Origin of the sequence: Rhodosalinus sp. K401, from assembly GCF_041365735.1 — a bacterium.
In the GTDB taxonomy this organism is placed as follows: domain Bacteria; phylum Pseudomonadota; class Alphaproteobacteria; order Rhodobacterales; family Rhodobacteraceae; genus Rhodosalinus.
The window spans coordinates 44,827-68,226 of the sequence record NZ_JBGFSI010000011.1 but is presented as its reverse complement, the minus strand read 5'-3'; the positions used below and the strand labels follow the sequence as shown (position 1 = coordinate 68,226).

Sequence of the window (23,400 nt, the reverse complement as noted above, 5' to 3'; positions counted from 1 at the left end):
GGTCAAGGGGCGGGCGGGGTGCAAGCCTCTGCCGCGGGCACCGCGTGCCGCGTCTCGCCGGAACGTGACTTGGATTCTCGCGCGAATTGGCGCATCCGATGTCTCATGTTGTCTCGCACCCTTGCCCTTTTCGCCGCGCTGGCCGCCCTCGCCACCCCTCCTGCCGTTCCGGCCGCGCAGGCCGGAACGGGTCTCGATGTCGTGTCCGCGCGCCTTCTGCCCGGATGGCGCCAGCCGGACGGCACGCATCTGGCCGGGCTGGAGCTCGTCCTCGCCCAGGGCTGGAAGACGTACTGGCGCGCGCCGGGCGACGCCGGCATCCCGCCGCGCTTCGACTGGTCCGGGTCCGACAACCTGTCGGGCGTCGCGATTTCCTGGCCGGTGCCGCGGGTCTTCGACCAGAACGGCATGCGATCCATCGTCTACGCCGACCGCGTCGTCCTGCCGTTGCATGTCCGCCCCGCGCGCAGCGGCGCGGATGTGCGGATTTCCGCGCGGATCGACCTCGGCGTCTGCGAGGACATCTGCATCCCCGCCCAGGTGTCCGTGGCGGGCGTGCTGCCCGCCGACGCGCGTCGCCCCGATCCCGCCATCGCCGTCGCGCTGGCCGCCCGCCCCCTCAGCGCCGAGGAGGCGGACGTCTCCGCCGTGACATGCGTCCTCGCGCCCGCGCAGGATGGCCTCGGCCTGCGGGTGGAGGTCGAGATGCCCGGCGCCCGCGGCGTGAAGGCCGCGGTGATTGAGACCGCCGACCCGCATGTCTGGGTTTCCGAACCGGCGCTTTCGGCGGCGGCCGGCCGCCTGGCCGCGGAAAGCCGTCTGGTCCACGTCGATGGAAACGCCTTCGCGCTGGACCGTGACGGGGTGCGCGTCACGCTGCTGGACGGCGCCTCGGCCGTGGATATCCGCGGCTGCGGGTCCCGCTGACCGTCAGGCCGCGCGGCGCCGCAGCAGCAGAATGGCAAGGGCGGTGACGGCATAGGTCGTCACGGCGAGGGCCGCGGCCCCCGCGATGAAAAGCACCAGCGCCGCGGTCATCGGCGCGAGCGCGGCGAGCGCGGGCAGGGCGCCCGTGATCGCCGGGGGCAGGGCGCCCGTGACCGCCGTCCAGCCGAGCGTCGCGCCGAGCCAGGCGAGCGTGCCGGCCAGCGCCAGCGACAGCACGCGCCCCAGCCCGCCTCTCCGGCTGCGCAGACCGCGGCGCAGCGCGGTGAACTGGCGCCCGATGTCGGATTGCATGGCCATGAAGGCCGGCACGATCAGAAGCACCATCGCCACGCCGAAGCCCAGGCCGTAGACCAGCGTGATCACCGTGGGCTTGAGGAATTCCGCCTGGCTCGAGCCCTCGTAGAGAAGCGGCGTGAGCCCCAGGACCGTGGTGGCGGTCGTCAGCAGCACCGGGCGGAGCCGGTCCGCCGCGCCGTCCACGATGGCGGGAACGAGCCCCCGTGTCCTGGCCTTCTCGTCGATGGTGGTCACCAGCACGATGGAGTCGTTGATGATGATCCCGCTCATGCCCAGAAGTCCCACCACCGTGAACATCGACAGCGGCACCTCCCAGATGTAGTGGCCCCAGATCGTGCCCACGAGGCCGAAGGGGATCACCGACATCACCACCAGCGGCCGCGTCCAGCTTGCGAAGATCCACGCGAGCACGATGTAGATGCCGGTCAGGCACAGGATCAGCCCCGTAAGGGCGTCGGACAGGAACTCGTTCTCCTGCTCGGAAAGGCCGGAAATCCGGTAGTCCACCTGCTTCTCGGCGGCGATGGCGGGCAGGATCTCCTCTTCCAGCGCGGTCATGATCTCGGCGGCGCGCGCGGCGTCGTCCTGCTCGAGGTCGCCCGTGACCGAGACGAGCCGGATGCCGTTCTCGCGCCGGACGGTCGAGAAGCCGGTGCGCTGCTCCACCGTCACGATGTCCGCGAGCGGGACATTGGCGCCCGAGGGCGCGCGCAGCAGCGTGCCCTCGAGGAAGTCCGCGGTCAATTCGGTCTCGGGAAGTTCCACCCGGATCTCGGCGCTGCGGGGGCCGAGCGGGTAGGTCGCCGCCTCGATGCCCCCCAGCCGGGCGCGCAGCACGCGGCCGAGCCCGTCGATGTCGAAGCCCAGCGCCCGGCCCTGCGGCGTGAGTTCCAGGATCAGCTCTTCCTTGTCGTAGGCGAGGCTGTCCTCGAGCGCCGACACCTCGGGGAAGCGCGCCAGCGCGGTCTTGAGCGCCTCGGCGGCGCCCTTCAGCGTCTGCGCGTCGGCGCCGTAGAACTGCACGTCGAGCGCCTCGCCGCCGGGACCGGACCGCCAGCCGCGAAAGCTGATCGTCTCGGTGAGGGGGTGGCGTTCCACGCGCTCCTGCAACTCCGCCACCAGCGCGAAGCTGGAATAGGGCCTGAGATCGGCCTCGATCAGTTCGATCGAGATGCCGCCCAGCAGGTCGTCGTCCTTGCTGTCGCTGCCCGGCAGCGGGCGGCCGGCGTTCCCGCCCACCTCGGCGATGACGTAGAGGATGGGGTCGCGCCCGTATTCGGCCTCGTAGTCGCGGCCGAGCGCGGCGACCGCCTCCTGCATGGCCCGCATCTGCGCCAGCGTATCCTCGCGCGTCGCCCCCGGCGTCATCGCGAAATTGCCGGTGACCGAGGATTGCTCCGGCGCGTTGAAGAAGCGCCACTGCACCTCACCCGAGACGAGAAGCGCGAGTTGAGACGCCAGAAGGACGACCGCCCCGGCGACGACCGCGTAGCGTGCGCGGACCACCAGCGCCATGGCCGGCCGGAACAGGCGGTCGCGGACCTGGACGAAGCCGCGGTTCACCTGCCGCGAGGGCCAGTCGTACCAGTGATTGCGCCGGGAGGATCCGAGCGCGTGGGACATGTGGTTGGGCAGGATCAGGAAGCACTCCACCAGGCTCGCCACCAGCACGGCGATCACCGTGAAGGGGATATCCGCGATCAGGCTGCCGAACTGCCCGCCCACCGCGACGAGGCCGAAGAAGGCGATGACCGTGGTCAGCGTGGCCGCGAAGACGGGCAGCGCCATGCGCCGTGCCGCGGTCTCGGCGGCGACGACGGGGCTTTCGCCATGATGCCTGTGGCGGAAATCGGCGTGCTCGCCCACCACGATGGCGTCGTCCACCACGATGCCCAGCGTGATGATCAGCGCGAAGAGCGAGATCATGTTGATGGTCAGCCCGGCGGCATACATGATCGCGATCGCGGCCAGAAGCGCGGTCGGGATGCCCGCCGCCACCCAGAAGGCGGTGCGCGCGTTCAGGAACAGAAAGAGCAGCGCGACGACGAGCAGAAGACCCGTCACCGCGTTGTCGAGCAGGATGTCGAGGCGGCCCGAGATGTAATCCGCGCGCGTCCGGATGAGGTCGATGCTCACGCCCTCGGGCAGCGTCGCCTCGAGCTCGGCCGCCACCTCCTCGACCTGGCGCTGGATGGCGATGGCGTCGCCCTGCAGCGAACGGTCCACCCGGATCGAGATCGCCGGATTCTCGCCCACGAAATAGCTCCGCTCGCGGTCCACGCCCTCGACCCGGACCCGGGCGACATCGCCGATGGTGAGGCGCGTGCCACCCACCTCCGAGCGCAGGACGATCGCCTCGATCTGTTCGGCGGTGCGCTTTTCCGTCCCGGTGCGGACCCGGGCGGCCGCGCCGGTCACGTCGCCCGCCGGGTCGGTGTCCACCTCCGCGGCGATCGCGTCGGCGATCTCCTGCATGGAGAGGTCGTGGGCGATGAGCCTGGCCGACGGCACCTCCACCACCGTGCGCGGCGCGGCGAGGCCGCGGATGGTGGTCTGAGTCACGCCTTCGGTGAAAAGCCGCAGGTTGAGCTCGTCAGCGAACCGGGCGAGCTGATCCGGCCCGACCGGCCCGGTGATCACCACGTCGGTCACCCGGTCGCCCCAGCGGTCGCTGCGCACCTCCGGATCCTCGGCGTCCTCGGGCAGGGTGGTCACCGTGTCCACCGCGGTCTGCACGTCGTCGCGGGCGCGGGTCATGTTCCAGCCCGGCTCGAATTCCAGGCGGATGCTGGCGAAGCCCTCGCTCGACCGCGCCGAGCTCGATTCCACCCCGTCCACGGCCAGCAGCGCGGGTTCGAGCACCTGCACGATGGCACCGTCCACGTCCTCCGCCCCGGCGCCCTGCCAGGCGACGGAGACTGTGATGTCGTCCACGACCACGTCGGGGAAGAACTGCGCGCGCATGTTCGGCACGGAGACCAGCCCCGCGACGAGCAGCAGCACGAGCAGAAGGTTCGCCACCGTGGGATGGCGCGTGAAATAGGACAGGATGCCGCCCGCGCCCTCGGGGATGCTGCGCATCGTGCCCTAGCCCCCCATCCGCGCTTCGATGCGCTCGACCGTGCGGGCGGGTACTCGCGGCTCCGCGAGCTGCGCGAGCAGCCGCGCCCTTGCCGCCTCGGGCATCGCGGCGCTGCCTTCCACGAAGGCCACAAGCTTCGCGCGCCGCTCGGTCGAGAGTTCCAGCATCGCTTCGGGTTCCTGCTCTGCGGCGGCCTGCGGGGCGAGGGGGCGCACCTTGATGCCTTCGCCCAGGAGCGGCGTGCGCTCGGCCACCACCTGTCGCCCGGCAAGCGCCTCCGCGCGCACCAGCACGTCGTCGCCCTGCCGGCGCAGCAGCGTCACGGGCATGGTTTCCAGCCGGTCCTCGGGGCCGAGGACAAGAACCTCCGACGCGGCGTCCAGCGCCGTCGCCGGCAGGCGGATCGCGTTTTCGAGCGGCGGCTCGGTGATCTCGACCGTCACGAAATCGCCCGGCTTGAAGCCGCGCACACCGTCCAGCCGCGCGAAGACCCGCCGCCCGGTCTGCCCCTCGCCGACGGTGCCGCTGTCGCGGCTGAGCGTGCCCTGCGCCGCAAGACCCGGTCCGGAGTTGTCGAGCCGCACCGTGACCGGGGCCGGGCGCAGGCCGCCATCCTCGTCCAGCAGCCGCGTGAACTGAGAGGTGGAGACGCGAAAGGCGACTTCGAGCGCCGCGGGATCGATCACCTGCGCGAGCCGCTCGTTGGCGGAAACCAGCCCGCCCTGGACGATCGAGACATCGCTCAGCGTCCCGGCGAACCCGGCCCGCAGCACCGTGTCGTCGAGGCGTCTTCGCGCCTCGTCTCGGGCGATCTCGCTGCGCAGGATGCGGGTTCTGGCCTGGTCCACGCGGGCTTCGGCCTGCGCGAGCGCCTGGCGGCGCACGAGAACCGCCTGTTCGGCCGCCGAGGCGGCGAGTTCCGCCTCCTCGACCGTGGCCGCGGTGCCGACGCCGCGGGCCTCGAGGTCGCGCTGGCGGGCGAGGGCACGCTGGCGCAGATCGGCCTGCGCGCGCGCGGCTTCCAGCTCGTCGCGCGCCAGCGCGAGGGCGCGTTCGGCCTCCCGCGCCTCGGCGCGGGCATCGAGCAGGTCGCTTTCCGCGCGGGCGAGCGCGGCCTCGGCGTCGGCGGGATCGATCCGGGCAAGCACCTCGCCTGCCCTCACCTCGCCGCCCTCGACGAAGGTCTCGGCAAGCTCCACCACGCGCCCCGACGTCGCCGCGCGCAATTCGAGCGTGCGGCGGCTCCGAACTTCTCCGAAGGCCGTGAGGACGGGCGTGACGGTCTCCGGCCGGGCATCGACCACGTTCACCGCGAAGACGCGCTCGCGCGCCTCGGGAACGCGCGGCTCCTGCGCGAGCCGCTCGGTCACCGCCCCCTGGATCAGGCTGCCCGCGTAGACTAGCAGCCCGAGCGTCAGCGCCAGCAGGAACAGGCCGACCACGCTCTGCCTGAGAAAGACCATTCGTTCGCGTCCTTTCGACGTCTGCCCCCGCGGGAGCACCCCACTAGATTAGGAACGCGCGGTGAAATGCCAAGGTGCCGCGCCCTTCCCGCCGCCCCGCGCGGCGCTCACGGCGCGCGGTCCCGCTGGTTTTGCAGCAGCGCCCGGATCTGCGGCAGAAGCGGCCAGGCGTCCACCTGCGCGGGCGTCAGGAAGCCGAAGCCGGCGCCTTCGCCCAGGCGCACCGCGCCGGGCGCGAGCGCCCGGGTGCAGTCGAAGACGTAGAGCACGCCGCCCGGTTTCGCCGTGGCCCCGGCGCGGGCGAGCGGGACCAGATCGCCCGGGGCCAGCGCGATCCCGGTCTCTTCCGCGAATTCACGCCGCGCGGCACCCTCGAGCGTTTCGCCGGCCTCCACGCCGCCGCCGAAGAGGCTCCAGCAGCCGGCGCCCGCCACGTGCGGCAGGTCGTCGCGGAGCTGCAGAAGCTCGCGGCCGAGCGTGTCGCGCGCCCGCACGAGCGCGCCCCGCCAGAGCTCGGCCTCGGGCAGCGGGCCCACGGGGCGGAAGGCGAGCGTCACTTGCGCCTTCGGTGCTCGTCGAGGCGCGGCAGGATCTCGACGAAGTTGCAGGGCCTGTGGCGGTAGTCGAGCTGCGGCCCGAGGATCTCGTCCCACGCGTCCCGGCAGGCCGAGGGGCTGCCCGGCAGCGCGAAGAGATAGGTGCCGCCCGCCACGCCCGCGGTCGCGCGGCTTTGCACCGCCGAGGTGCCGATCTTTTGTAGCGAGACGAGGGTGAAGACGGTGCCGAAGGCGTCGATCTCCTTCTCATAGACGTCGCGGTGCGCCTCGACCGAGACGTCGCGCCCGGTCAGCCCCGTGCCCCCGGTGGAGATCGCCACATCCACGCCGGAATCCGACACCCACTCGCGCAGCTTCGCGGAGATGAGCGCGCGATCGTCAGGCAGGATGGCGCGGGCGGCCAGGGTGTGGCCCGCCGCCTCGAGCCGTTCCACCAGCGTGTCGCCCGAGCGGTCGTCCTCGGGCCCGCGCGTGTCCGACACGGTCAGCACCCCGATGCGGACGGGCATGAACTCCCGGGTGTCGTCGATCCTGCTCATCCGCGCGCGGCCTCCCATCCCATGCGCAGGGCCAGTGCGCCGAAAAGCGCGGCGGTCACGCCGCGCAGCCCGTTTTCCAGCCGCGGGCTGGAGGCGAGGCGCCGCCCGAGCCGCCCCGCGAAGATCCCCACGATCCCGTTCACGACGAAACCGCCCGCCGCCAGCACCGCGCCGAAGGCCAGGAACTGCCGCAGCACCGCGTCGGACGGATCCACGAATTGCGGCACGAAGGCCAGGATGAAGAGAATCATCTTGGGGTTCGAGAGATTGACCACCAGCCCGTCGCGGAAGGCGCGTGCAGGGCGCGCCGGCGGCGCGTGCCCGTGGCCGAGCGGCTCTGTCAGCGACCGCCACGCGAGCCACAGCAGATAGGCCGCGCCGAGCCACCGGATCGCGCCGAAGAGCCAGGGAAAGGCCGCGACGAGCGCGCCCAGCCCGAGCCCCGCTAGCGCGACATGCACCATCGTGCCGGTCGAGATGCCCGCCGAGGCGGCCAGCGCCGGGCGCGGTCCGGCCTTCATGCCCTGGGCGAGGCAGAACAGCATGTCGACCCCCGGCGTGAGATTGAGCGCCAGCGCCGCCGGAAGAAACACGAGCAGGACGAGCGGATCGGGCATCAGCCGGCACCCCGCAGCCTGGCCTGAAGCTCCAGCAGGTCGGCCCAGGCCTCCCGTTTCGCCTGCGGATTGCGCAGCAGGTAGGCGGGATGGAACATCGGCAGCGCGGGCAGGCCGAGAGCCTCGTCCCAGTGGCCGCGCAGCCGGGTGATGCCGGACCGCCCGAGCAGGGCCTGGCAACTCGCGTTCCCCATCAGGACGAGGATGCGCGGCCGCGCGAGGGTCACGTGCCGGCGCAGGAATGGCAGAAGCATCGCGATTTCCTGGGCCGTCGGCGTACGGTTCTGCGGCGGACGCCATGGCAGCACATTGGTGATGTAGACCGCGTGTCCCGCGCTTTCGGCATCCCGCTTGCGCCCGATCGCGTCCAGCATCCGGTCGAGGAACTGGCCCGCGCGCCCCACGAAGGGGCGGCCTTCCCGGTCCTCGTCCCGGCCCGGCGCCTCGCCCACGATCATCACCGGCGCGCCGGGCACCCCGTCGGCGAAGACGAGGTTGCGCGCGCCGCGGCGCAGATCGCAATGGGGATAGGCGGCCATGGCCGCCTTCAGGGCCCCGAGATCCTGCGCCCCGGCGGCGGCGGCCTCCGCCTCGGCGATCGGATCGTCTTCGGGCGTATGGGCGGCGGGCGCCGCCGCCGGGGCCTGCGCGCGGGCGGGCGCCGGGGGCGCCGCCTCGAAACGGTTCACGGGCGTATCCTGGATCGCGTCGGTGGCGCCGAGCTCCACCTGCCATTCCAGCGCCGCGCGCGCCGCGTGCCAATCCATCCCCGAGTCCATGATGCGATAGTAGGCGTCGCGGCCGGGGGGCGCCAGCCCCGCCCGCCCGCCCGCTCAGGGGCGCGGCGCGGCGGCGCGCCGCAGCCGGTCGTTGATGGCGCGCCCGAGCCCCGTTTCCGGGACCGGCGCCACCGCGATCGGCTGCCCGCGGGCGTCGAGGGCGTGCAGATGCCCGAAGAGATTGGCCGCCGCCTCGGCCAGATCGCCCGAGGCCGAGAGCGTGAGATCGCCCGCGATCGCCCCGAACCCCAGAAGGACCTCGCCCGGCCGGCGCTCGGTCGCGTCGAGCCTGACGGCCGCGCGGGGCGCGTAGTGGGACGCAAGCTGGCCCGGTGCGCCGGGGCGATCGGGCGCCGCGGCCTCCGGCGGGGCCAGGGGGCGCCCGAGCGCGGCTTCCACGGCCTCGGCGGGCACGCCTCCGGGGCGCAGGAGCGCCGGATCCCCGGCGAGGCTCACGATGGTGCTTTCCACGCCGACGGGGCAGGGGCCGCCGTCGATCACCGCCTCGATCCGCCCGCCGAGCCCGGCGAGCACGTGCGCCGCCGTGGTCGGGCTGATCCGGCCCGAGGGGTTTGCGCTGGGCGCGGCGAGCGGCCCGCCGAAGGCGTGCAGCGCCGCGCGCGCCACGTCATGCGCAGGCACCCGGAGCGCGACCGTCGGCAGATCCGCGGTGACGAGCGGCGAAAGGCCGTGCCCCGGCCGCAGCGGCAGCACGAGCGTGAGCGGGCCGGGCCAGAACGCATCGGCGAGCCGGGCGGCGTCCCGGGGCCATTCGGCGAGCTGCCGCGCCGCGGCCGCGTCGGGCAGGTGCACGATCAGCGGGTTGAAGCGGGGCCGCTCCTTCGCCGCGAAGATCCGGGCCACGGCGCGGCCCTGGCGGGCGTCGGCGGCAAGCCCGTAGACCGTCTCGGTGGGAAGCGCCACGAGCCCGCCGGCGCGCCAGATCGCGGCGGCGCGCGCCAGGCCGCCCTCGTCCGGGGCAAGCAGCTCGGTGTCGAACTCGGGCATCCGTGACGCGGCGTTCCGGGTTGAGGCGCGCGCCGATTTCCGTAACGTCGCACGCGATGCGGGGATGCGCCGGCGCATACACCCGCGTCGGCCCGCTGCCAAGCCTCATCCATGGAGCGCATCATGCCCTACACCGCCCCGACCCGCGACATCGCCTTCATCCTGGAGCATGTGTCGGGCTTCGGCCGGGTGGCCGCGACGCCGCGCTTCGCCGAGGCGACGCCTGACGTGGTCAGCGCCATGCTGGGCGAGGCGGGGCGGATCTGCGAGGAGGTGGTTCACCCGCTTCAGCGCGCAGGCGACGCGACGCCCGCGCGGCTTGAAAACGGGGTCGTCCGGATGCCCCCGGGCTTCGCCGAGGGGTATCGTGCCATCGCCGAGGGCGGGTTCCTGGCGATCTCCGGGCCGCCGGAACACGGCTGCCTCGGGCTGCCCTTCGTCCTGACCAGCGCGGTGAACGAGATGATGTCGGGCGCGGCGCTCGCCACGCAGCTGACGCCGCTCATGGCGCAGGGCCAGATCGAGGCGCTCGAGCATCATGCCGAGGACTGGATCAAGGCGCTCTTCATCCCGAAACTCGCGAGCGGGGAGTGGACGGCCACGATGAACCTCTCCGAGCCGCAGGCGGGCTCGGACGTGGGCGCGCTGACCACGCGCGCCGAGCCGAGGGGCGACGGCACCTACGCCATCACCGGGCAGAAGATCTACATCACCGGCGGCGACAACGACTTCGCCGCGAACGTGAGTCACCTCGTGCTGGCACGCCTGCCCGACGGCGCGCCCGGCACGAAGGGGATCAGCCTCTTCCTCGTGCCGAAGTTCCTGCCGGATGCCGAGGGGCGCCCGGGCGTCGCGAACGATCTGCGCGTCGTCAGCCTCGAGAAGAAGCTCGGGCTGCATGGCAGCCCCACCTGCGTGATGTCCTACGAGGGCGCCACCGGCTGGCTCGTGGGAGCGCCGCACCAGGGGATGCGCTGCATGTTCACCATGATGAACAACGCCCGCGTGGGCGTCGGGATGCAGGGACTCGGTTCGGGCGAGGGCGCCTTCCAGCACGCGCTCGCCTACGCGATGGACCGCCGCCAGGGCCGGAGCCCGCTGGCCGACGGCACCGGCGCGATCGTCGATCATGCCGACGTGCGGCGCATGCTCGCCACCACGCGCGCCGATCTTTTCGCGGCGCGGGCGATCGGGCTTTCGTGCGCGGTGGCGATCGACATGGCCTCGGCCACCGGCGACGCCGCCTGGGACGCGCGGGCGGCGTTCCTGACCCCCGTCGCCAAGGCGTTCTGCACCGATGTCGGCATCGCCGCCGCCGACACCGGCATCCAGGTCCATGGCGGCATGGGCGTGATCGAGGAAGCGGGCGCGGCGCAGTACTGGCGCGACGTCCGCGTGAGCTCGATCTACGAGGGCACCAACGGCATCCAGGCCATGGACCTCGTCGGCCGCAAGCTCGCCGACGGGGGCGATGCGGCGCAGGCGCTGCTCGACGAGATCGAGGCGGAGGCCGAGCGCGCTCGGGGCCGCGCGCCCGAGATGGCCGAGGCGGTCTGGCAGGCCGCCGAGACGCTGCGCGAGACCACCGAGGCGCTGGTGTCGAACGGCGACCTGAACGACCGGTTCGGCGGCGCGTCGGCCTACCTGCGCGGGGTGGCACGCGTGCTGGGCGGCCATTTCCACCTTAAGGCGGCGCTGGCCGAGGGGCTCTCGGGGCCGCGCACGGCGCTCGCGCGGGTCTACATGGGCCGGTCGTTGCCCGAACATGCGGCCTGCCTCGGCGAGGCGCGCGAGGGCGCGGCCGACCTCTACGCGCTCGCGCCCGGGGACCTTGCCGCGTGATAGATGGCGGCGCGGGCATTCGCACACCCTGGGACACCCCGCCCGCCCCCGGTGAGGCGGTGGAGGTGGCCGAGGGCGTGCTGTGGCTGCGCCTGCCGCTGCCGATGGCGCTCGACCACGTCAATGTCTACGCGCTCGACGACGGCGACGGCTGGACACTCGTCGACACCGGCATGAGCTCGCGAACGTCGCGCGCCATCTGGGACAGCCTGTTGTCGGAGCCGCTTCGCGGCAAGCCTGTCCGGCGCGTGGTGGTGACCCATCACCATCCCGACCACATGGGGCTTGGCGGCTGGTTCCAGTCCGTGCATGGCGCCGAGCTTCTGACCACGCGCACGGCGTGGCTTTTCGCGCGGATGCTCACCCTCGACGAGCAGGACCGCCCGCCTCCCGAAACGCTCGAATTCTGGCGCCGCGCGGGAATGGACCCCAAGATCCTGGCCGAGCGGGCCGACGAGCGCCCCTTCAACTTCGCCGACATGGTCTGGCCCATGCCGCTGGGATTCACCCGGCTGCAACAGGGCGACACGCTGGAGATGGGCGGCCGGCGCTGGGACGTGCATATCGGCCACGGCCACGCCCCGGAACACGCCACTTTCTGGAGCCGCGACGACGCGCTGGTTCTGGCGGGCGACCAGATCCTGCCCTCGATCAGTTCCAACCTCGGGGTCTACGCCACCGAGCCCGAGGCCGATCCGGTGGCGGACTGGCTGGAGTCCTGCACGCGGCTAGCCGGTCTCGCGCGTGACGACCAGCTCGCGCTGGGCGGCCACAAGCTGCCGTTCACGGGGCTGCCGCTTCGCCTCGCGCAGCTGATCGAGAACCATCGCGGCGCGCTTGCCCGGCTGGAGCGTCACATCGCCACGCCGAAAACCGCCGGAGCGTGCTTCGCGCCGCTTTTCAAGCGCAGCATCGGGCGGGCCGAATACGGTCTCGCGCTGGTCGAGGCGGTGGCCCATCTCAACCACCTCCACCGGGCGGGGCGCGCGACCCGGCACCTGAACCGCGACGGCGCCCTCGAGTTCACCGCGTGCCGCATGGCGGCGGGCCGGGAGGCGGGCGGCGACGGGGCCGCGTCGTGACGCGTGACGGGATGACACGACGCGACGAATTGGCTATGCGGAAGTCGAATCCGCGATGCAGGGAGAGAAGTGTGACATGGCTGAGCAGCACAAGCATGGCGACATGGACGTCAGCGATCACGAGAAGACCTTTGCCGGGTTCATCCGGGCGGCCGTGTGGGTTGGCGGCGTCTCCATCGGTATCCTGATCTTCCTGGCGATTTTCGCCGTCTGATCGTGGCGGCGCGGGCGGGGGCGACATCCATGCGCCGGCGCCGCTTTCTGGCCTGCCTTGTCGCGCCGGCGATCGTCGCGGGCTGCGCGCCGGCCGAACGGGTCTGGGCCCCAGACGAGGCCGTGGCGCGGGCGCGCTACGTTCATGACGGGCCCCCGGCGATCACCCTCTACACGATGATCAACAACCGCAACGGCCAGGGGGCGCATACCAGCCTCATGGTCAATGGATCGCAGCGGGTGATCTTCGATCCGGCGGGCTCGGTCACGCACGAGCTCATTCCCGAACGCAACGACGTGCTTTACGGCATCACGCCCGCCTTCGAGGATGTCTACCGCCGCGCGCACGCGCGCGAGACCTTTCATGTCGTCGTGCAGGAGGTGGAGGTGCCCGCCGCCACCGCCGAAATGGCGCTTCGCCTCGTGCAGGAACGCGGACCCGTCGCGCCGACCCGGTGCACCCGTGTCACCGCCGAGATCATTTCCTCCCTGCCCGGGTTCGAAACGGTGGAGCGCAGCTGGTTCCCGAAACGGCTGATGGAAAGCTTCGGCCGCGTGCCGGGCGTGCGCGAGGAAAAGCTCATCGAGTACGACGACCCGGACAAGGCGAAGGCCATCGCGCGTTACGGCCAGTTGCCGGACCCGAACCGCCCGGCGCATTTCCCGATGCCCACCTCGACGCCGCCCGTCGGTCAGGTCAGGTAGAGCCCCAGATAGAGCGTCGCCGCGCCGCCCAGGATCGCGACGAGCACGTTGCGCGTGACGAGGCCGAGCCCGAGCGTCGCCAACGCGGCGACAAGGCGGGCGGGATCGAGCGCGCCGCCCGTGGCCGCGGGCCAGACGACCATCGGCGCCACCAGGCCGGGCAGCACCGCCACGGCCGTGTAGCGCAGGTGCCGCAGAAGCCAGGCCGGCAACGGGCGGTCGCCCACGAGGCCCAGGAACACGAAGCGCAGCCCGAAGCTGCCTGCCCCGAGGGCGAGAATCACGAGCCAGAGCGTGGCGGGATCGATCCCCCGATCGGTCATGGCGCGTCCTCCTGTCCCGGCTGCCGGCGGGCGAGCCAAAGCTCTACCTGCGCCCCCGTCACCATGCCGCCAAGCCCTGCCACCATGAGGCCGAGGCTGTAGGGCAGGAAGGCGAAGGCGAGGGCGAGCGCGACCGAGACACCCGCCGCGGCGACATGCGCGAAGGTGCGCAGCATCGGCGCGATCATGGCCAGAAAGGTGATCGGCACCGCGAAATCGAGCGCGAGGCCCTCGGGCAGCCCGCCGCCGGCCACCGCGCCCACCAGCGTCATGGCGTACCACATCGGGCAGATCGGCGTGACGACCCCGAAGAAATAGGCAAGCTTCGCGGTCATGCCCAGATCGGGCTCGCGCTCGAACCGGGCCACGCTCATGGCGTAGGTCTGGTCCACCAGGAAATAGGCGACGAGGGCGCGCTGCCACAGCGATGCCCGGCCCAGATGCGGGGTGAGCGAGGCGGAATACATCGCCATGCGCAGGTTCACCGCGAGCGCCGAGGCCAGCACGATGATCGTCGGCGCCTCCTCCACGAGCAGCTGGAGCGCGGTGAACTGCGCCGCGCCGGCGATCACGACGATGGAGAACGCCATCGTTTCCGTGACGGCGAGCCCGGCCTCGGTGGCGACGATGCCGAAGAGCGCGGCGAAGGGCGACACCACGAGCAGGAAGGGCAAGCCGTCGCGCACCCCTTGCAGATAGGCCCGCTTGGTGGATGATACCCGCATGACGCCGCCTTTCCCTTCTTCGGTGCGTGGCCTTACGCCCGCTCCCGGCAAGATGCAAACCGCGCCCGGGGGGACGGCATGACGCCGCCCGCCGGCGCGATTCTCGCCGGGGGCCAGGGCCGGCGCATGGGCGGGGTGGACAAGCCGCTTCTGCCGCTGGGGGGCAGCACGCTTCTCGGCCACGTCGCCGCGCGGCTCGGTCCCCAGGTCGGGGCGCTGGCCATCTGCGCGGGCGGCGACCCCGCGCGCTTCGCCGCGAGCGGGCTGCCGGTCCTGCCCGATGCGCTGCCGGGCTTCGCCGGACCGCTCGCGGGGCTGCTCGCGGCGCTCGATTGGGCCGCCGGGCTGGAGGCCAGGACGGTCGTGACCGCGGCCGCCGACACCCCCTTTCTGCCGCGGGACATGGTCGCGCGGCTGATGGCGGCCGCCGCGGCGCAGGGCACGGGCGTCGCGCTCGCGGCGAGCGACCTGCCCGGCGGACGGCGGTTGCATCCCACCTGCGCGCTCTGGCCTGTGGCGCTGCGCGAGGGGTTGCGGGAGGCCCTCGCGGCGGGCGAGCGCAAGCTCGGCCGCTGGGCCGAGGCGCAGGGCGCGGCGGAGGCGCTTTTCCCCGCCGCGCCGCGCGATCCCTTCTTCAACGTGAACACGCCCGAGGACCTGAACGCCGCCCGCGCGCTTCTCGGTGCGGGCCGGTGAGGTGGGACACGGTGCTCATGGTGGACTGGTCGGGCGGCGCCGACCGGGGCCCGCGCCCCAAGAAGGACGCGATCTGGGGGTGCGTGGTCAGCCCCGCGGGGGCCGAGCCGCCGGTCTACCTGCGCAGCCGGCCCGTCGCCGAGGCCTGGCTCACCACGCGCATCGCCGCCGAGCGTGCGGCGGGGTGGCGCGTGCTCGCCGGCTTCGACTTTCCCTTCGGATACCCGGCCGGCTTCGCGGCCGCGCTCACCGGCCGCGCCGACGCGCTCGCCGTCTGGGACTGGCTGGAGGCGCGCATCGAGGAAGGCCCCCGCACCAGCAACCGGTTCGACGTGGCCGCAGGGATCAACGCGCGGTTCCCGGGCGTCGGGCCGTTCTGGGGCAACGGGCTGCGCCGGGACATTGCGCACCTGCCTCGCAAGGGGCGCGCGCGGGCCGGTCACGGCATGGAAGAATGGCGCGCGGCGGAACGACGGGCGCGCGGCGCCTTTTCCTGCTGGCAGCTTTCCGGGGCGGGCTCGGTCGGCAGCCAGGCGCTCACCGGGCTGCCGGTGCTTGCGCGGCTGCGCCGCCGCTTCGGGGCCGCGGCCTGGCCGTTCGAGCCGGTGGCGGACGCCGACGTGGCGCTGGTGGAAATCTGGCCCTCGCTCCTGCGCGAGGCCATCGCGGCGCGCCGGGGCGCGGACGAGATCCTCGATGCCGCGCAGGTGCGGCTCATGGCGGCGGCCCTGGCGCGGCTGAAGGGCGAGCGGCTTGCCGCGATGCTCGGGGTCAGCGCGCCGGAAGAAGGCTGGATCCTCGGCCTGGGCTTCGAGCAGGAACTCGCGGCGGCGGTGCGGGCTTGCTGAGCGATGCGCCCGCGCCTAGTTTCCCGTAGCTGGAGAGAGGGTGACGGATGAATATCTCGACCGCGGCACAGGCGGCGGGTCTGCCGGTCAAGACCGTGCGCTATTACGCCGATATCGGGCTCGTGGCTCCGGCCGGGCGCAGCGCGGCGGGCTACCGGGATTACGACGATGCGGCCGTTCGCAAGCTCGCCTTCGTCCGGCGCGCGCGGGAGTTCGGGTTCTCGATCCCGGAATGCCGCGAGTTGCTCGGGCTTTACGAGGATCGCACCCGGTCCAGCGCCGACGTCAAGCGCATCGCGGAGCGGCGCCTGGCCGAGATCGAGGCCAAGCAGCGCGCCTTGCAGGAGTTGCGGAAAGAGCTTTCGTCTCTCGTGCACGCCTGCCACGGGGACGACCGGCCGGATTGCCCCATCCTCGATCATCTCGCCTGATCCGGCGCACCCGTGCCCCGGAGCGGATTTCCGGGCGCGAAGAGTTCCGTGCGTTCAGTCGAAGGTGCCGGCGACGCGGCCCAGAAGCATGAAGGCGCGCGCCGTGCGCGTGTCCGCGAAGGACTGGATCTCGGCGTCGCTGGCGCGTGCCTCGAAGGCGGCGAAACCGTGATCGAAGCGGCGCAGGAAATGATGCGCGGCGTCGCGGAAGATGGGATCCTGCTTCATCCGCGCCGCGCTGATCGCGAGCGACGAGCGGTCGTGGATCCCGCCGAGCGAGCCGATGGTGCGGCCGCGTTCGCCCTTGGCGAAGCGCCGCCAGACCTCGGGTCGGGCCATGTCGGGGGGCAAATCGTCCATGTAGATGCCGTCCTGGCTGAGCAGCGTCAGCACGTCCTGCGCCGCGGTCACGAGCTGCGATGCCTGCCGGTCGGCCAGCGCGCGGCGGAGCGCGGCGAACCCCTCCATGTCCTCGGCCGTTTCCGGGAAGTTGAGCGCGCGGATGAAGTCCTCGGTCGCGAGGGGCGGCGCAAGCGCCTCGGCCGGGGTGCCGAGCGCGAGCGTCGCCTGATCGTCCGCGGCCGGCTCTCCGGCGGGGTCGGCGGCGGCCGCCGCCGCGCCGGCGGAGCGCGAGGAGGTGAAGACGGCGAGGGCCGCGTCGGTGCGCCGCTGCAGGGCCGCGATCTCGTCGAGCTTTTTCGAAACGGACGGCTCCGCCACCGAGTGCCGGCCCTGTTCCTGCGCGAGATAGGCGCGCCGAAGCGCCTCGACGGCCGCCTGCAGTCGCTGGCTTTCCTCGCGCATGACCCGGCTCGCCCGCGCCGCGGTGGCGGCCACCCAGATCATGCCCACGGGCAGGAAGAGCGCGAGCGCGGTCATCGCGAAGCGCAGGCCGGCGGCGTCGCTGTCCCCGCCCGACGTCAGCACGAGGAAGCCGCCGGCGATCGCAAGCCACGCGATGCTTGCCGCCGCCGCCGCGATCTCGAAGCCCGAGGCGCGCGGGATCTGCGGGCGTTGGTAGAGGCCGAGGGAGGTCTGGCTCTCGTCGCGCGTCTCGGCCATGGGCGGGCCCCTCACTCCTCGGGGATCACTCGTATCGGATCTCGAGCACTTCGTAGGACTTCTCGCCCCCCGGCGTGCGCACCTCGACGCTGTCGCCTTCCTCCTTGCCGATGAGGGCGCGCGCGATCGGCGACTTGATGTTGAGAAGCCCCATCTCGACGTTGGCCTCGTGCTCGCCCACGATCCGCCAGGTCTTTTCCTCTTCGGTGTCCTCGTCCACGAGGCGCACGGTCGCGCCGAACTTGATCGGCCCCGAAAGCGTCGAGGGATCGATCACCTCGGCCCGGCCGAGCACGCCTTCGAGTTCCTTGATCCGCCCTTCGATAAAGCTCTGCTTTTCGCGGGCGGAGTGATACTCGGCGTTTTCCGACAGGTCGCCATGCTCGCGGGCCTCGGCGATCGCCTTGATGATCGCCGGGCGCTCGACCGACTTCAGGTGCTTCAGTTCGGCTTCCAGCGCGGTGTGCCCCGCGCGGGTCATCGGTACTTTTTCCATGGGCCTCTACCGGCGTTTCGTGAGCGGGCGCACCGGGAACCGGCGGCATCCGCGCGCGGATCGGGCGCGCCGCGGACGCGGTGCACAGTGGCCCGAGGGGCGGGCGATTTGCAAGGCCGGACGCGGCATGGATCGGGCTCCGCGGCGCCGCACCGCGCATTTTCCGGGGCGCGGCGGTGTTTCGCAGGCGGCGACGTCCGGTTGCGATTGACGCGCCGCGGGAGGGCGGGCTACCTGCGTGCCGGATAGTCTTTCCGACCATAGCACTCAAGCCGGGAGGGTCCGATGGCCGAGGTGACGCGCGAGACGATGGAATACGACGTGGTGATCGTCGGGGCGGGGCCCGCGGGGCTTTCGGCCGCGATCCGTCTCAAGCAGCTCGATCCCGATCTCGAGGTGGTGGTGCTCGAGAAGGGGTCCGAGGTGGGCGCGCACATCCTGTCCGGGGCGGTGCTCGACCCCTCCGGCCTCGACGCGCTGATGCCGGACTGGAAGGAGAAGGGCGCGCCGCTCAACGTGCCGGTGCGCGAGGACAACTTCTACATGCTGGGCGAGGGCGGACAGATCCGCATCCCGAACTGGCCGATGCCCGGGCTGATGAACAATTACGGCAACTACATCGTCTCCATGGGCAACGTGTGCCGCTGGATGGCGGAGCAGGCCGAGGGCCTCGGCGTCGAGATCTTTCCCGGCATGTCCTGCTCGGAACTCGTGTGGGGCGAGAACGGCGAGGTGAAGGGCGTCGTGGCCGGCGAGTTCGGGCTTCAGCCCGACGGAACGCCGGGCCCGTCCTACGAGCCCGGCATGGAGCTGCACGGCAAGTACCTCTTCCTCGCAGAGGGCGTGCGCGGATCGCTGTCGAAGCAGGTGATCGGCAAGTTCGATCTTTCGGCGGGCAAGGAGCCGCAGAAATACGGGCTCGGCATGAAGGAGATCTGGGAGGTCGATCCCGAGAAGCACAACGAGGGCGAGGTCACCCATACCATGGGGTGGCCGCTCGGCCGGAACGCCGGCGGCGGAAGCTTCATCTACCACCTGGAGAACAACCAAGTCTACGTGGGCTTCGTCGTTCACCTGAATTACGCCAACCCGCATCTCTTCCCCTACATGGAGTTCCAGCGCTTCAAGCATCATCCGAAGGTGGCCGAGCTTCTGAAGGGCGGAAAGCGCGTGGCCTACGGCGCGCGGGCGATCAGCGAGGGCGGCTATCAGTCCATGCCGAAGATGGTGGCGCCGGGTGTCGCGCTGCTCGGCTGCTCGGTCGGGATGGTCAACGTGCCGCGCATCAAGGGCAACCACAACGCGATGCTGTCGGGCAAGGCGGCCGCCGAGGCGGCCCATGCCGCGCTTCAGGCGGGACGCGCGGGCGACACGCTCGACGCCTACGAGGCCGAGGTGCGGGGCGGTCCGATCGGCGAGGACCTGCGCAAGGTCCGCAACGTCAAACCGCTCTGGTCGAAATACGGGCTGATCGGCGGGCTCGGTCTTGGCGGTCTCGACATGTGGACTAACACGCTCGGCTTCTCGCTCTTCGGCACGGTGCCGCACGGCAAGACCGACGCCGAGGCGACGGAGCCCGCGTCGAAGCACGCGCCGATCGATTATCCGAAGCCCGACGGCAGGATCAGCTTCGACCGGCTGACCAACGTGAGTTTCTCGATGACCAACCACGAGGAAAACCAGCCGTCGCACCTGCGCCTCGGCGATCCGGACGTCCCGGTGCAGGTGAACCTCGCCACCTATGGTGGGCCCTCGGCGCGCTACTGCCCGGCGGGCGTCTACGAGTTCGTCAAGGACGATCAGGGCAATGACAAGTTCGTGATCAACTTCCAGAACTGCGTGCACTGCAAGACCTGCGACATCAAGGATCCCAGCCAGAATATAACCTGGGTAACCCCACAGGGCGGCGACGGGCCGAATTATCCCAACATGTAGGCGGCTGGCGCGCATCCGCCGTCCCGGAGGGGTGGGCGGCGGCCGCATTGCTTCGCTGCGGTGCGCACCCTAATCTTCCGTCACGAGCATCCCGCCACTCAGGAGGACGACCCGCCCGTGCCACAGTTCAGAACGACCCTGCTCGCCGCCGCGTTAGCCGTTTCGGCGCCCCTCGCGGAGGCGGCATCCGTGCCGTCCGGCGCCTATCTCGCGGCGCGGCAGGCGTCCTATGAGGCCGACTACCGCGCCGCGGCACGCTATTACGCGCAGGCGCTGGCGCATGATCCGGGAAACACCGACCTCCTGCGCTCTGCGACGCACGCCAATCTCGGGCTGGGCGACGTGGAGCGTGCGCTGCCGATCGCGCGCCGCCTGGCCGCGTCGGACGCGACGAACGAGATCGCCAACATGGTGCTCTTCGCGGATCGTGGCGCCAACGATCGCTACGGCGAGATCCTGACCATGCTGGAGGAAGGCCAGGGGGTCGGCATGCTGGTGGACTCGCTGGTGCGGGCCTGGGCCGAGCTGGGGCAGGGCAACATGTCAGGCGCGCTCGTGGCCTTCGACGCCATGGCAGAGGAAGAGGGGCTGCGCGGTTTCGCGCTTTATCACAAGGCGCTGGCGTTGGCGTCGGTCGGCGATTTCGAGGGCGCGGACAAGGTCTATTCGGGCGAGGCGGGCGGATCCGCGCCGCTGACGCGGCGCGGGGTCATGGCGCATATCGAGGTATTGAGCCAGCTCGACCGCAACGAGGAGGCGCTGGAACTTCTGGACGAGAGCTTCGGCCCGGAGCTCGACCCGGCGCCGCGGGCGATGCGCGAGGCCCTCGCGTCGGGCGAGCGGCTGCCGTTCACGCAGGTCGGAAGCGCCCGCGACGGGCTGGCGGAGGTGTTCTTCACCATCGCCAGCGCGCTGCGCGGAGAGGCCAACGACGATTTCACGCTTCTTTACGCGCGGGTGGCGGAGCATCTGCGGCCCGACCACGTCGACGCCATCCTGATGTCGGCGGATCTGCTGGAGCGGCTGGAGCGCTACGAACTCGCCGTCGAGACGCTGAAGCGCGTGCCGCGCGATCACCCGTCCTACCACGCGGCCGAACTCGGCCGCGCGGAGGCGCTGCGCCTCGACGACAAGCCCGATGCGGCGATCGAGGTACTGGAGCAGCTGGCCGCGACGCATGGCGACCTGCCGGTGGTGCACTTCACGCTCGGCGATCTTTTCCGGGTGCTCGAACGTCACGCGGAAGCGGTCGCGGCCTACGACCGCGCGATCGCGCTTTACGACAATCCCGAAGAGGCGGACTGGTTTCTCTACTACGCGCGCGCCATCTCGCAGGAACGGCAGGATCTCTGGGAGGAGGCGGAGGCCGGGTTCCGCAAGGCGCTCGAGCTCAATCCGGGCCAGCCGCAGGTGCTGAACTATCTCGGGTATTCGCTCGTCGAGAAGCAGACCAACCTCGAGGAAGCGCTGGAGATGATCGAGCAGGCGGTCGAGGCGCGGCCCGACTCGGGCTACATCGTGGACAGCCTGGGCTGGGCGCTCTACCGGCTCGGCCGCTACGAGGAGGCGGTCGGTCACATGGAGCGCGCGGCGGAACTCATGCCGGTGGACCCGATCGTCAACGACCATCTGGGCGACGTCTACTGGGCCGTCGGCCGCAGGATGGAGGCGCGGTTCCAGTGGCATCGCGCGCTTTCGCTGATAAAGCCCGGCGAGACGGAGGACGTCGATCCCGACCGCATCCGCCGCAAGCTCGAGGTCGGGCTCGACCAGGTGCTGAGCGAAGAGGGCGCGCCGCCCCTCGAAGTCGCCAATGACGGCGGTTGAGGCGCACGCCCCGGCCAAGATCAATCTCGCGCTCCACGTCACCGGCCGCCGGGCCGACGGCTATCACCTGCTCGATTCGCTCGTCGTCTTCGCCGACCTGGGCGACACGCTGCGCGCGGCGCCGGCTGCCACAACCTCGCTTCGCGTGACGGGCCCGATGGCCCGGGGCGTGCCCGACGGGCCGGAGAATCTCGTGTTGCGGGCCGCGGCGCTGATCCGCGTCGACGCGGAACTCGAACTCGAGAAACACCTGCCGGCGGCCGCGGGGATCGGCGGCGGATCCTCCGACGCGGCCGCCACGTTGCGGGCGCTGTCGCGACTGTCGGGGCGCGCGGTGCCCGGCCACGCGGCGACGCTTGGCGCCGATGTCCCGGTCTGTCTTGCCGCGCGCCCGGCCCGGATGCGCGGGATCGGCGAGACGGTGGAGCCGGTCGCGGGTCTGCCGGCGCTTGCCGCGGTGCTGGTCAATCCGGGGGTGTCGCTCTCCACGCCCGAGGTTTTCGCGCGCCTCGCGCAGCGAGAGAACCCGCCCTTGCCCACGCCGTTGCCGCGCTGGGCGGACGCGGCGGCGCTGGTGCGATGGCTTTCGGCGCAGCGCAACGACCTGGAGGCGCCCGCGCGCGCCCTCGCGCCGGTCGTCGGAGAGGTGCTCGCCGCGCTTTCGGCGTCCCCGGGCTGCGCGCTCGCGCGGATGTCGGGCTCCGGGGCGACCTGTTTCGGGCTCTTTCCCGACCGTGAGGGCGCAGAGACCGCCGCCGCCGCGCTGGCGCGGCCGGGATGGTGGGTGCGCGCCGTGACGCTCGGCGGATCTCAGTAGCGGCGGCGCACCCGCGTCCGGAGCGCCACGGGCCGGTTCCTCTGCCGCTCGCGCAGGAACACGAAAAGCCCGGCCCCCACGATGAGCGCGATGCCCGTCCAGACCGGCCCCGAGGGCCACTCGGCGAACACGAACCAGCCCCAGAGCACCGCAAGCGGCAGCGCCACGTATTCAAAGGGCGCCACGGTCGCCACGTCCGCAGCCCGGTAGGCCGCCGAGAGCGAATAGCCGATCACAGTCGCGTTCGCGCCGAGCGCGAGGAACAGCCAGAGATCGCGCCCCTGCGGCCAGACCCATTCCCGCAGGAGGAAGACGAGGCTCTCGTTCTCGACCCCTTCGGCGAACCGCCCGTCGCCCGCGACGATGTAGAATCCCGCGGCCACCACGAGAAAGGTGCCCTGGATATAGACCGCCATCGCAGACGCCTTCGCCGTCGCGCCGAGCTTTCGCGTCAGAAGCTGCATCAGCGCGTAGGTCAGCGCGGCGACGACCGGCAGCAGCAGCACCGCCCGCGGCACGTCGAGCGTGCCTTGCCAGGGCCGGAGCATCACCAGCACGCCCGCGAAGCCGGCCACCACCGCGCCGATCCGCCAGGGCCCCACCTTCTCTCCCAGAAGCGGGATGGACAGCAGCGTGATGAAAAGCGGCGCGGCGAAGAAGAGCGCCGTCGCCTCGGCGAGGGGTAGAACGGCCAGCGCGGCGAAATAGGTCATGTTCGCCGTGACCACCAGCAGCCCGCGCGCGAGGTGCAGCCCCGGGCGGTCGGGCCGCAGGATGCGCCAGCCGCCCTCGATCTGCACGAGCGCGAGGCTGAAGGGTATCGCGATGGCCGAGCGCACGAACACCATCTGGTGCAGGGGGTAGCCGCCCGAGAGCAGCTTGATCAGCATGTCGTTGGCCGAGATCGCCAGCATGCCCGCGAGGATGAAGCCGATCCCCCTGGCGGCGTCGTTCATCGGCAAGGGCGCGCTGGGCAAGGTCACGGGCGTGGCTCCTTCCCCTCCAGCGCCTAGCAGCGCGCGCCGCGCGCCGCTAGCCCGTCCGCGACGTCGAGCGTACGCGCGCAGGCCCTTGTGCCCGGGACGCTGCGGGCTACTGTGCCGCTGAC

The 23,400-nt window shown here is 71.7% G+C and carries 23 protein-coding genes; 11 read left to right on the top strand and 12 right to left on the bottom strand.

Translation table 11 applies throughout. From position 1 onward, the window contains the following. The first annotated feature begins 105 nt into the window (after positions 1-105). Positions 106-927: a protein-disulfide reductase DsbD domain-containing protein gene (locus AB6A66_RS12765; RefSeq protein ID WP_371056188.1), complete on the top strand. Its 822-nt coding sequence runs from the start codon at positions 106-108 to the stop codon at positions 925-927. Positions 928-930: 3 nt separating this feature from the next. Here the strand turns inward: AB6A66_RS12765 and AB6A66_RS12760 are convergent, their stop codons facing one another. The 7 genes from AB6A66_RS12760 to AB6A66_RS12730 all read right to left on the bottom strand — a co-directional run bounded on the left by AB6A66_RS12760 (position 931) and on the right by AB6A66_RS12730 (position 9,290). Beyond that, complete coding sequence (locus AB6A66_RS12760; protein WP_371056187.1) at positions 931-4,326, bottom strand: efflux RND transporter permease subunit; 3,396 nt, start codon at positions 4,324-4,326, stop codon at positions 931-933. A 6-nt stretch (positions 4,327-4,332) separates the two neighbouring features. Then, positions 4,333-5,790, bottom strand: a complete 1,458-nt coding sequence (locus tag AB6A66_RS12755; protein ID WP_371039090.1) for an efflux RND transporter periplasmic adaptor subunit — start codon at positions 5,788-5,790, stop codon at positions 4,333-4,335. Positions 5,791-5,897: 107 nt separating this feature from the next. Next, complete coding sequence (locus AB6A66_RS12750) at positions 5,898-6,347, bottom strand: NUDIX domain-containing protein (protein ID WP_371039089.1); 450 nt, start codon at positions 6,345-6,347, stop codon at positions 5,898-5,900. Further along, positions 6,344-6,886: a molybdenum cofactor biosynthesis protein B gene (moaB, locus tag AB6A66_RS12745; protein WP_371056186.1), complete on the bottom strand. Its 543-nt coding sequence runs from the start codon at positions 6,884-6,886 to the stop codon at positions 6,344-6,346. Before moaB ends, AB6A66_RS12750 begins: the two co-directional genes overlap by 4 nt. Then, on the bottom strand, positions 6,883-7,503 hold the full coding sequence (locus tag AB6A66_RS12740; protein WP_371056185.1) for a LysE family translocator: 621 nt from the start codon (positions 7,501-7,503) through the stop codon (positions 6,883-6,885). Before AB6A66_RS12740 ends, moaB begins: the two co-directional genes overlap by 4 nt. After that, positions 7,503-8,282: a uracil-DNA glycosylase family protein gene (locus AB6A66_RS12735; protein WP_371056184.1), complete on the bottom strand. Its 780-nt coding sequence runs from the start codon at positions 8,280-8,282 to the stop codon at positions 7,503-7,505. Before AB6A66_RS12735 ends, AB6A66_RS12740 begins: the two co-directional genes overlap by 1 nt. 54 nt (positions 8,283-8,336) lie before the next feature. Beyond that, entirely contained in the window at positions 8,337-9,290 is a 954-nt protein-coding gene (locus AB6A66_RS12730) for an L-threonylcarbamoyladenylate synthase (protein WP_371056183.1), read from the bottom strand. Positions 9,291-9,413: 123 nt separating this feature from the next. On the opposite strand from AB6A66_RS12730, the gene AB6A66_RS12725 reads away from it, so the two are divergent. From AB6A66_RS12725 to AB6A66_RS12710, 4 genes are all read left to right on the top strand, one after another. Further along, the gene (locus tag AB6A66_RS12725; protein ID WP_371056182.1) at positions 9,414-11,132 is read left to right on the top strand and encodes an acyl-CoA dehydrogenase; all 1,719 of its coding nucleotides are present in this window, start codon (positions 9,414-9,416) and stop codon (positions 11,130-11,132) included. Continuing rightward, entirely contained in the window at positions 11,129-12,214 is a 1,086-nt protein-coding gene (locus AB6A66_RS12720; RefSeq protein ID WP_371056181.1) for an MBL fold metallo-hydrolase, read from the top strand. Before AB6A66_RS12725 ends, AB6A66_RS12720 begins: the two co-directional genes overlap by 4 nt. A gap of 76 nt (positions 12,215-12,290) precedes the next feature. Continuing rightward, positions 12,291-12,428, top strand: a complete 138-nt coding sequence (locus AB6A66_RS12715; RefSeq protein ID WP_371039083.1) for an aa3-type cytochrome c oxidase subunit IV — start codon at positions 12,291-12,293, stop codon at positions 12,426-12,428. Between the two features lie 29 nt (positions 12,429-12,457). After that, positions 12,458-13,132, top strand: a complete 675-nt coding sequence (locus AB6A66_RS12710) for a hypothetical protein (protein WP_371056180.1) — start codon at positions 12,458-12,460, stop codon at positions 13,130-13,132. Here AB6A66_RS12710 and AB6A66_RS12705 read toward each other — a convergent pair. Together AB6A66_RS12705 and AB6A66_RS12700 are read right to left on the bottom strand one after the other, a co-directional pair. Further along, on the bottom strand, positions 13,120-13,455 hold the full coding sequence (locus AB6A66_RS12705) for an AzlD domain-containing protein (RefSeq protein WP_371039081.1): 336 nt from the start codon (positions 13,453-13,455) through the stop codon (positions 13,120-13,122). The genes AB6A66_RS12710 and AB6A66_RS12705 overlap by 13 nt on opposite strands. Continuing rightward, positions 13,452-14,180: an AzlC family ABC transporter permease gene (locus AB6A66_RS12700; RefSeq protein WP_371056179.1), complete on the bottom strand. Its 729-nt coding sequence runs from the start codon at positions 14,178-14,180 to the stop codon at positions 13,452-13,454. The genes AB6A66_RS12705 and AB6A66_RS12700 overlap by 4 nt, the downstream gene beginning before the upstream one ends. Positions 14,181-14,258: 78 nt before the next feature. On the opposite strand from AB6A66_RS12700, the gene mobA reads away from it, so the two are divergent. Genes mobA through cueR form a run of 3 tightly spaced genes read left to right on the top strand, consistent with a single transcriptional unit; the run spans position 14,259 to position 16,155 of the window. Next, positions 14,259-14,876 (top strand): molybdenum cofactor guanylyltransferase MobA, encoded by a 618-nt coding sequence (mobA, locus tag AB6A66_RS12695; RefSeq protein WP_371039079.1) that lies wholly within the window; start codon positions 14,259-14,261, stop codon positions 14,874-14,876. After that, positions 14,873-15,724 (top strand): molybdopterin guanine dinucleotide synthesis, encoded by an 852-nt coding sequence (locus AB6A66_RS12690; RefSeq protein WP_371056178.1) that lies wholly within the window; start codon positions 14,873-14,875, stop codon positions 15,722-15,724. Before mobA ends, AB6A66_RS12690 begins: the two co-directional genes overlap by 4 nt. A 47-nt stretch (positions 15,725-15,771) precedes the next feature. Next, positions 15,772-16,155, top strand: coding sequence for a Cu(I)-responsive transcriptional regulator (gene cueR / locus AB6A66_RS12685; RefSeq protein WP_371039077.1), 384 nt, complete (start codon positions 15,772-15,774; stop codon positions 16,153-16,155). A 54-nt stretch (positions 16,156-16,209) separates the two neighbouring features. Here the strand turns inward: cueR and AB6A66_RS12680 are convergent, their stop codons facing one another. After that, positions 16,210-17,217, bottom strand: a complete 1,008-nt coding sequence (locus AB6A66_RS12680; RefSeq protein WP_371056177.1) for a hypothetical protein — start codon at positions 17,215-17,217, stop codon at positions 16,210-16,212. Between the two features lie 25 nt (positions 17,218-17,242). After that, on the bottom strand, positions 17,243-17,713 hold the full coding sequence (gene greA / locus AB6A66_RS12675; RefSeq protein ID WP_371039075.1) for a transcription elongation factor GreA: 471 nt from the start codon (positions 17,711-17,713) through the stop codon (positions 17,243-17,245). Between the two features lie 285 nt (positions 17,714-17,998). On the opposite strand from greA, the gene AB6A66_RS12670 reads away from it, so the two are divergent. From AB6A66_RS12670 to AB6A66_RS12660, 3 genes are all read left to right on the top strand, one after another. Next, the gene (locus tag AB6A66_RS12670) at positions 17,999-19,648 is read left to right on the top strand and encodes a 4Fe-4S dicluster domain-containing protein (protein WP_371056176.1); all 1,650 of its coding nucleotides are present in this window, start codon (positions 17,999-18,001) and stop codon (positions 19,646-19,648) included. A 117-nt stretch (positions 19,649-19,765) separates the two neighbouring features. Then, positions 19,766-21,475 carry a tetratricopeptide repeat protein gene (locus tag AB6A66_RS12665; RefSeq protein ID WP_371056175.1) on the top strand — a complete coding sequence of 570 codons (1,710 nt, stop codon included), beginning with the start codon at positions 19,766-19,768 and terminating at the stop codon, positions 21,473-21,475. Further along, positions 21,462-22,292 carry a 4-(cytidine 5'-diphospho)-2-C-methyl-D-erythritol kinase gene (locus tag AB6A66_RS12660; protein WP_371056174.1) on the top strand — a complete coding sequence of 277 codons (831 nt, stop codon included), beginning with the start codon at positions 21,462-21,464 and terminating at the stop codon, positions 22,290-22,292. The genes AB6A66_RS12665 and AB6A66_RS12660 overlap by 14 nt, the downstream gene beginning before the upstream one ends. Here AB6A66_RS12660 and AB6A66_RS12655 read toward each other — a convergent pair. After that, positions 22,286-23,248, bottom strand: coding sequence for a DMT family transporter (locus AB6A66_RS12655; RefSeq protein WP_371056215.1), 963 nt, complete (start codon positions 23,246-23,248; stop codon positions 22,286-22,288). The genes AB6A66_RS12660 and AB6A66_RS12655 overlap by 7 nt on opposite strands. Between the last annotated feature and the right edge of the window lie 152 nt (positions 23,249-23,400).

Coding starts and splice junctions, on each gene's coding strand:
- AB6A66_RS12765 (WP_371056188.1), top strand. CDS start 106: ATGTTGTCTCGCACCCTTGCCCTTTTCGCCGCGCTGGCCGCCCTCGCC.
- AB6A66_RS12760 (WP_371056187.1), bottom strand. CDS start 4,326: ATGCGCAGCATCCCCGAGGGCGCGGGCGGCATCCTGTCCTATTTCACG.
- AB6A66_RS12755 (WP_371039090.1), bottom strand. CDS start 5,790: ATGGTCTTTCTCAGGCAGAGCGTGGTCGGCCTGTTCCTGCTGGCGCTG.
- moaB (WP_371056186.1), bottom strand. CDS start 6,886: ATGAGCAGGATCGACGACACCCGGGAGTTCATGCCCGTCCGCATCGGG.
- AB6A66_RS12740 (WP_371056185.1), bottom strand. CDS start 7,503: ATGCCCGATCCGCTCGTCCTGCTCGTGTTTCTTCCGGCGGCGCTGGCG.
- AB6A66_RS12735 (WP_371056184.1), bottom strand. CDS start 8,282: ATGGACTCGGGGATGGATTGGCACGCGGCGCGCGCGGCGCTGGAATGG.
- AB6A66_RS12730 (WP_371056183.1), bottom strand. CDS start 9,290: ATGCCCGAGTTCGACACCGAGCTGCTTGCCCCGGACGAGGGCGGCCTG.
- AB6A66_RS12725 (WP_371056182.1), top strand. CDS start 9,414: ATGCCCTACACCGCCCCGACCCGCGACATCGCCTTCATCCTGGAGCAT.
- AB6A66_RS12715 (WP_371039083.1), top strand. CDS start 12,291: ATGGCTGAGCAGCACAAGCATGGCGACATGGACGTCAGCGATCACGAG.
- AB6A66_RS12710 (WP_371056180.1), top strand. CDS start 12,458: ATGCGCCGGCGCCGCTTTCTGGCCTGCCTTGTCGCGCCGGCGATCGTC.
- AB6A66_RS12705 (WP_371039081.1), bottom strand. CDS start 13,455: ATGACCGATCGGGGGATCGATCCCGCCACGCTCTGGCTCGTGATTCTC.
- AB6A66_RS12700 (WP_371056179.1), bottom strand. CDS start 14,180: ATGCGGGTATCATCCACCAAGCGGGCCTATCTGCAAGGGGTGCGCGAC.
- mobA (WP_371039079.1), top strand. CDS start 14,259: ATGACGCCGCCCGCCGGCGCGATTCTCGCCGGGGGCCAGGGCCGGCGC.
- cueR (WP_371039077.1), top strand. CDS start 15,772: ATGAATATCTCGACCGCGGCACAGGCGGCGGGTCTGCCGGTCAAGACC.
- AB6A66_RS12680 (WP_371056177.1), bottom strand. CDS start 17,217: ATGGCCGAGACGCGCGACGAGAGCCAGACCTCCCTCGGCCTCTACCAA.
- greA (WP_371039075.1), bottom strand. CDS start 17,713: ATGGAAAAAGTACCGATGACCCGCGCGGGGCACACCGCGCTGGAAGCC.
- AB6A66_RS12670 (WP_371056176.1), top strand. CDS start 17,999: ATGGCCGAGGTGACGCGCGAGACGATGGAATACGACGTGGTGATCGTC.
- AB6A66_RS12660 (WP_371056174.1), top strand. CDS start 21,462: ATGACGGCGGTTGAGGCGCACGCCCCGGCCAAGATCAATCTCGCGCTC.
- AB6A66_RS12655 (WP_371056215.1), bottom strand. CDS start 23,248: ATGAACGACGCCGCCAGGGGGATCGGCTTCATCCTCGCGGGCATGCTG.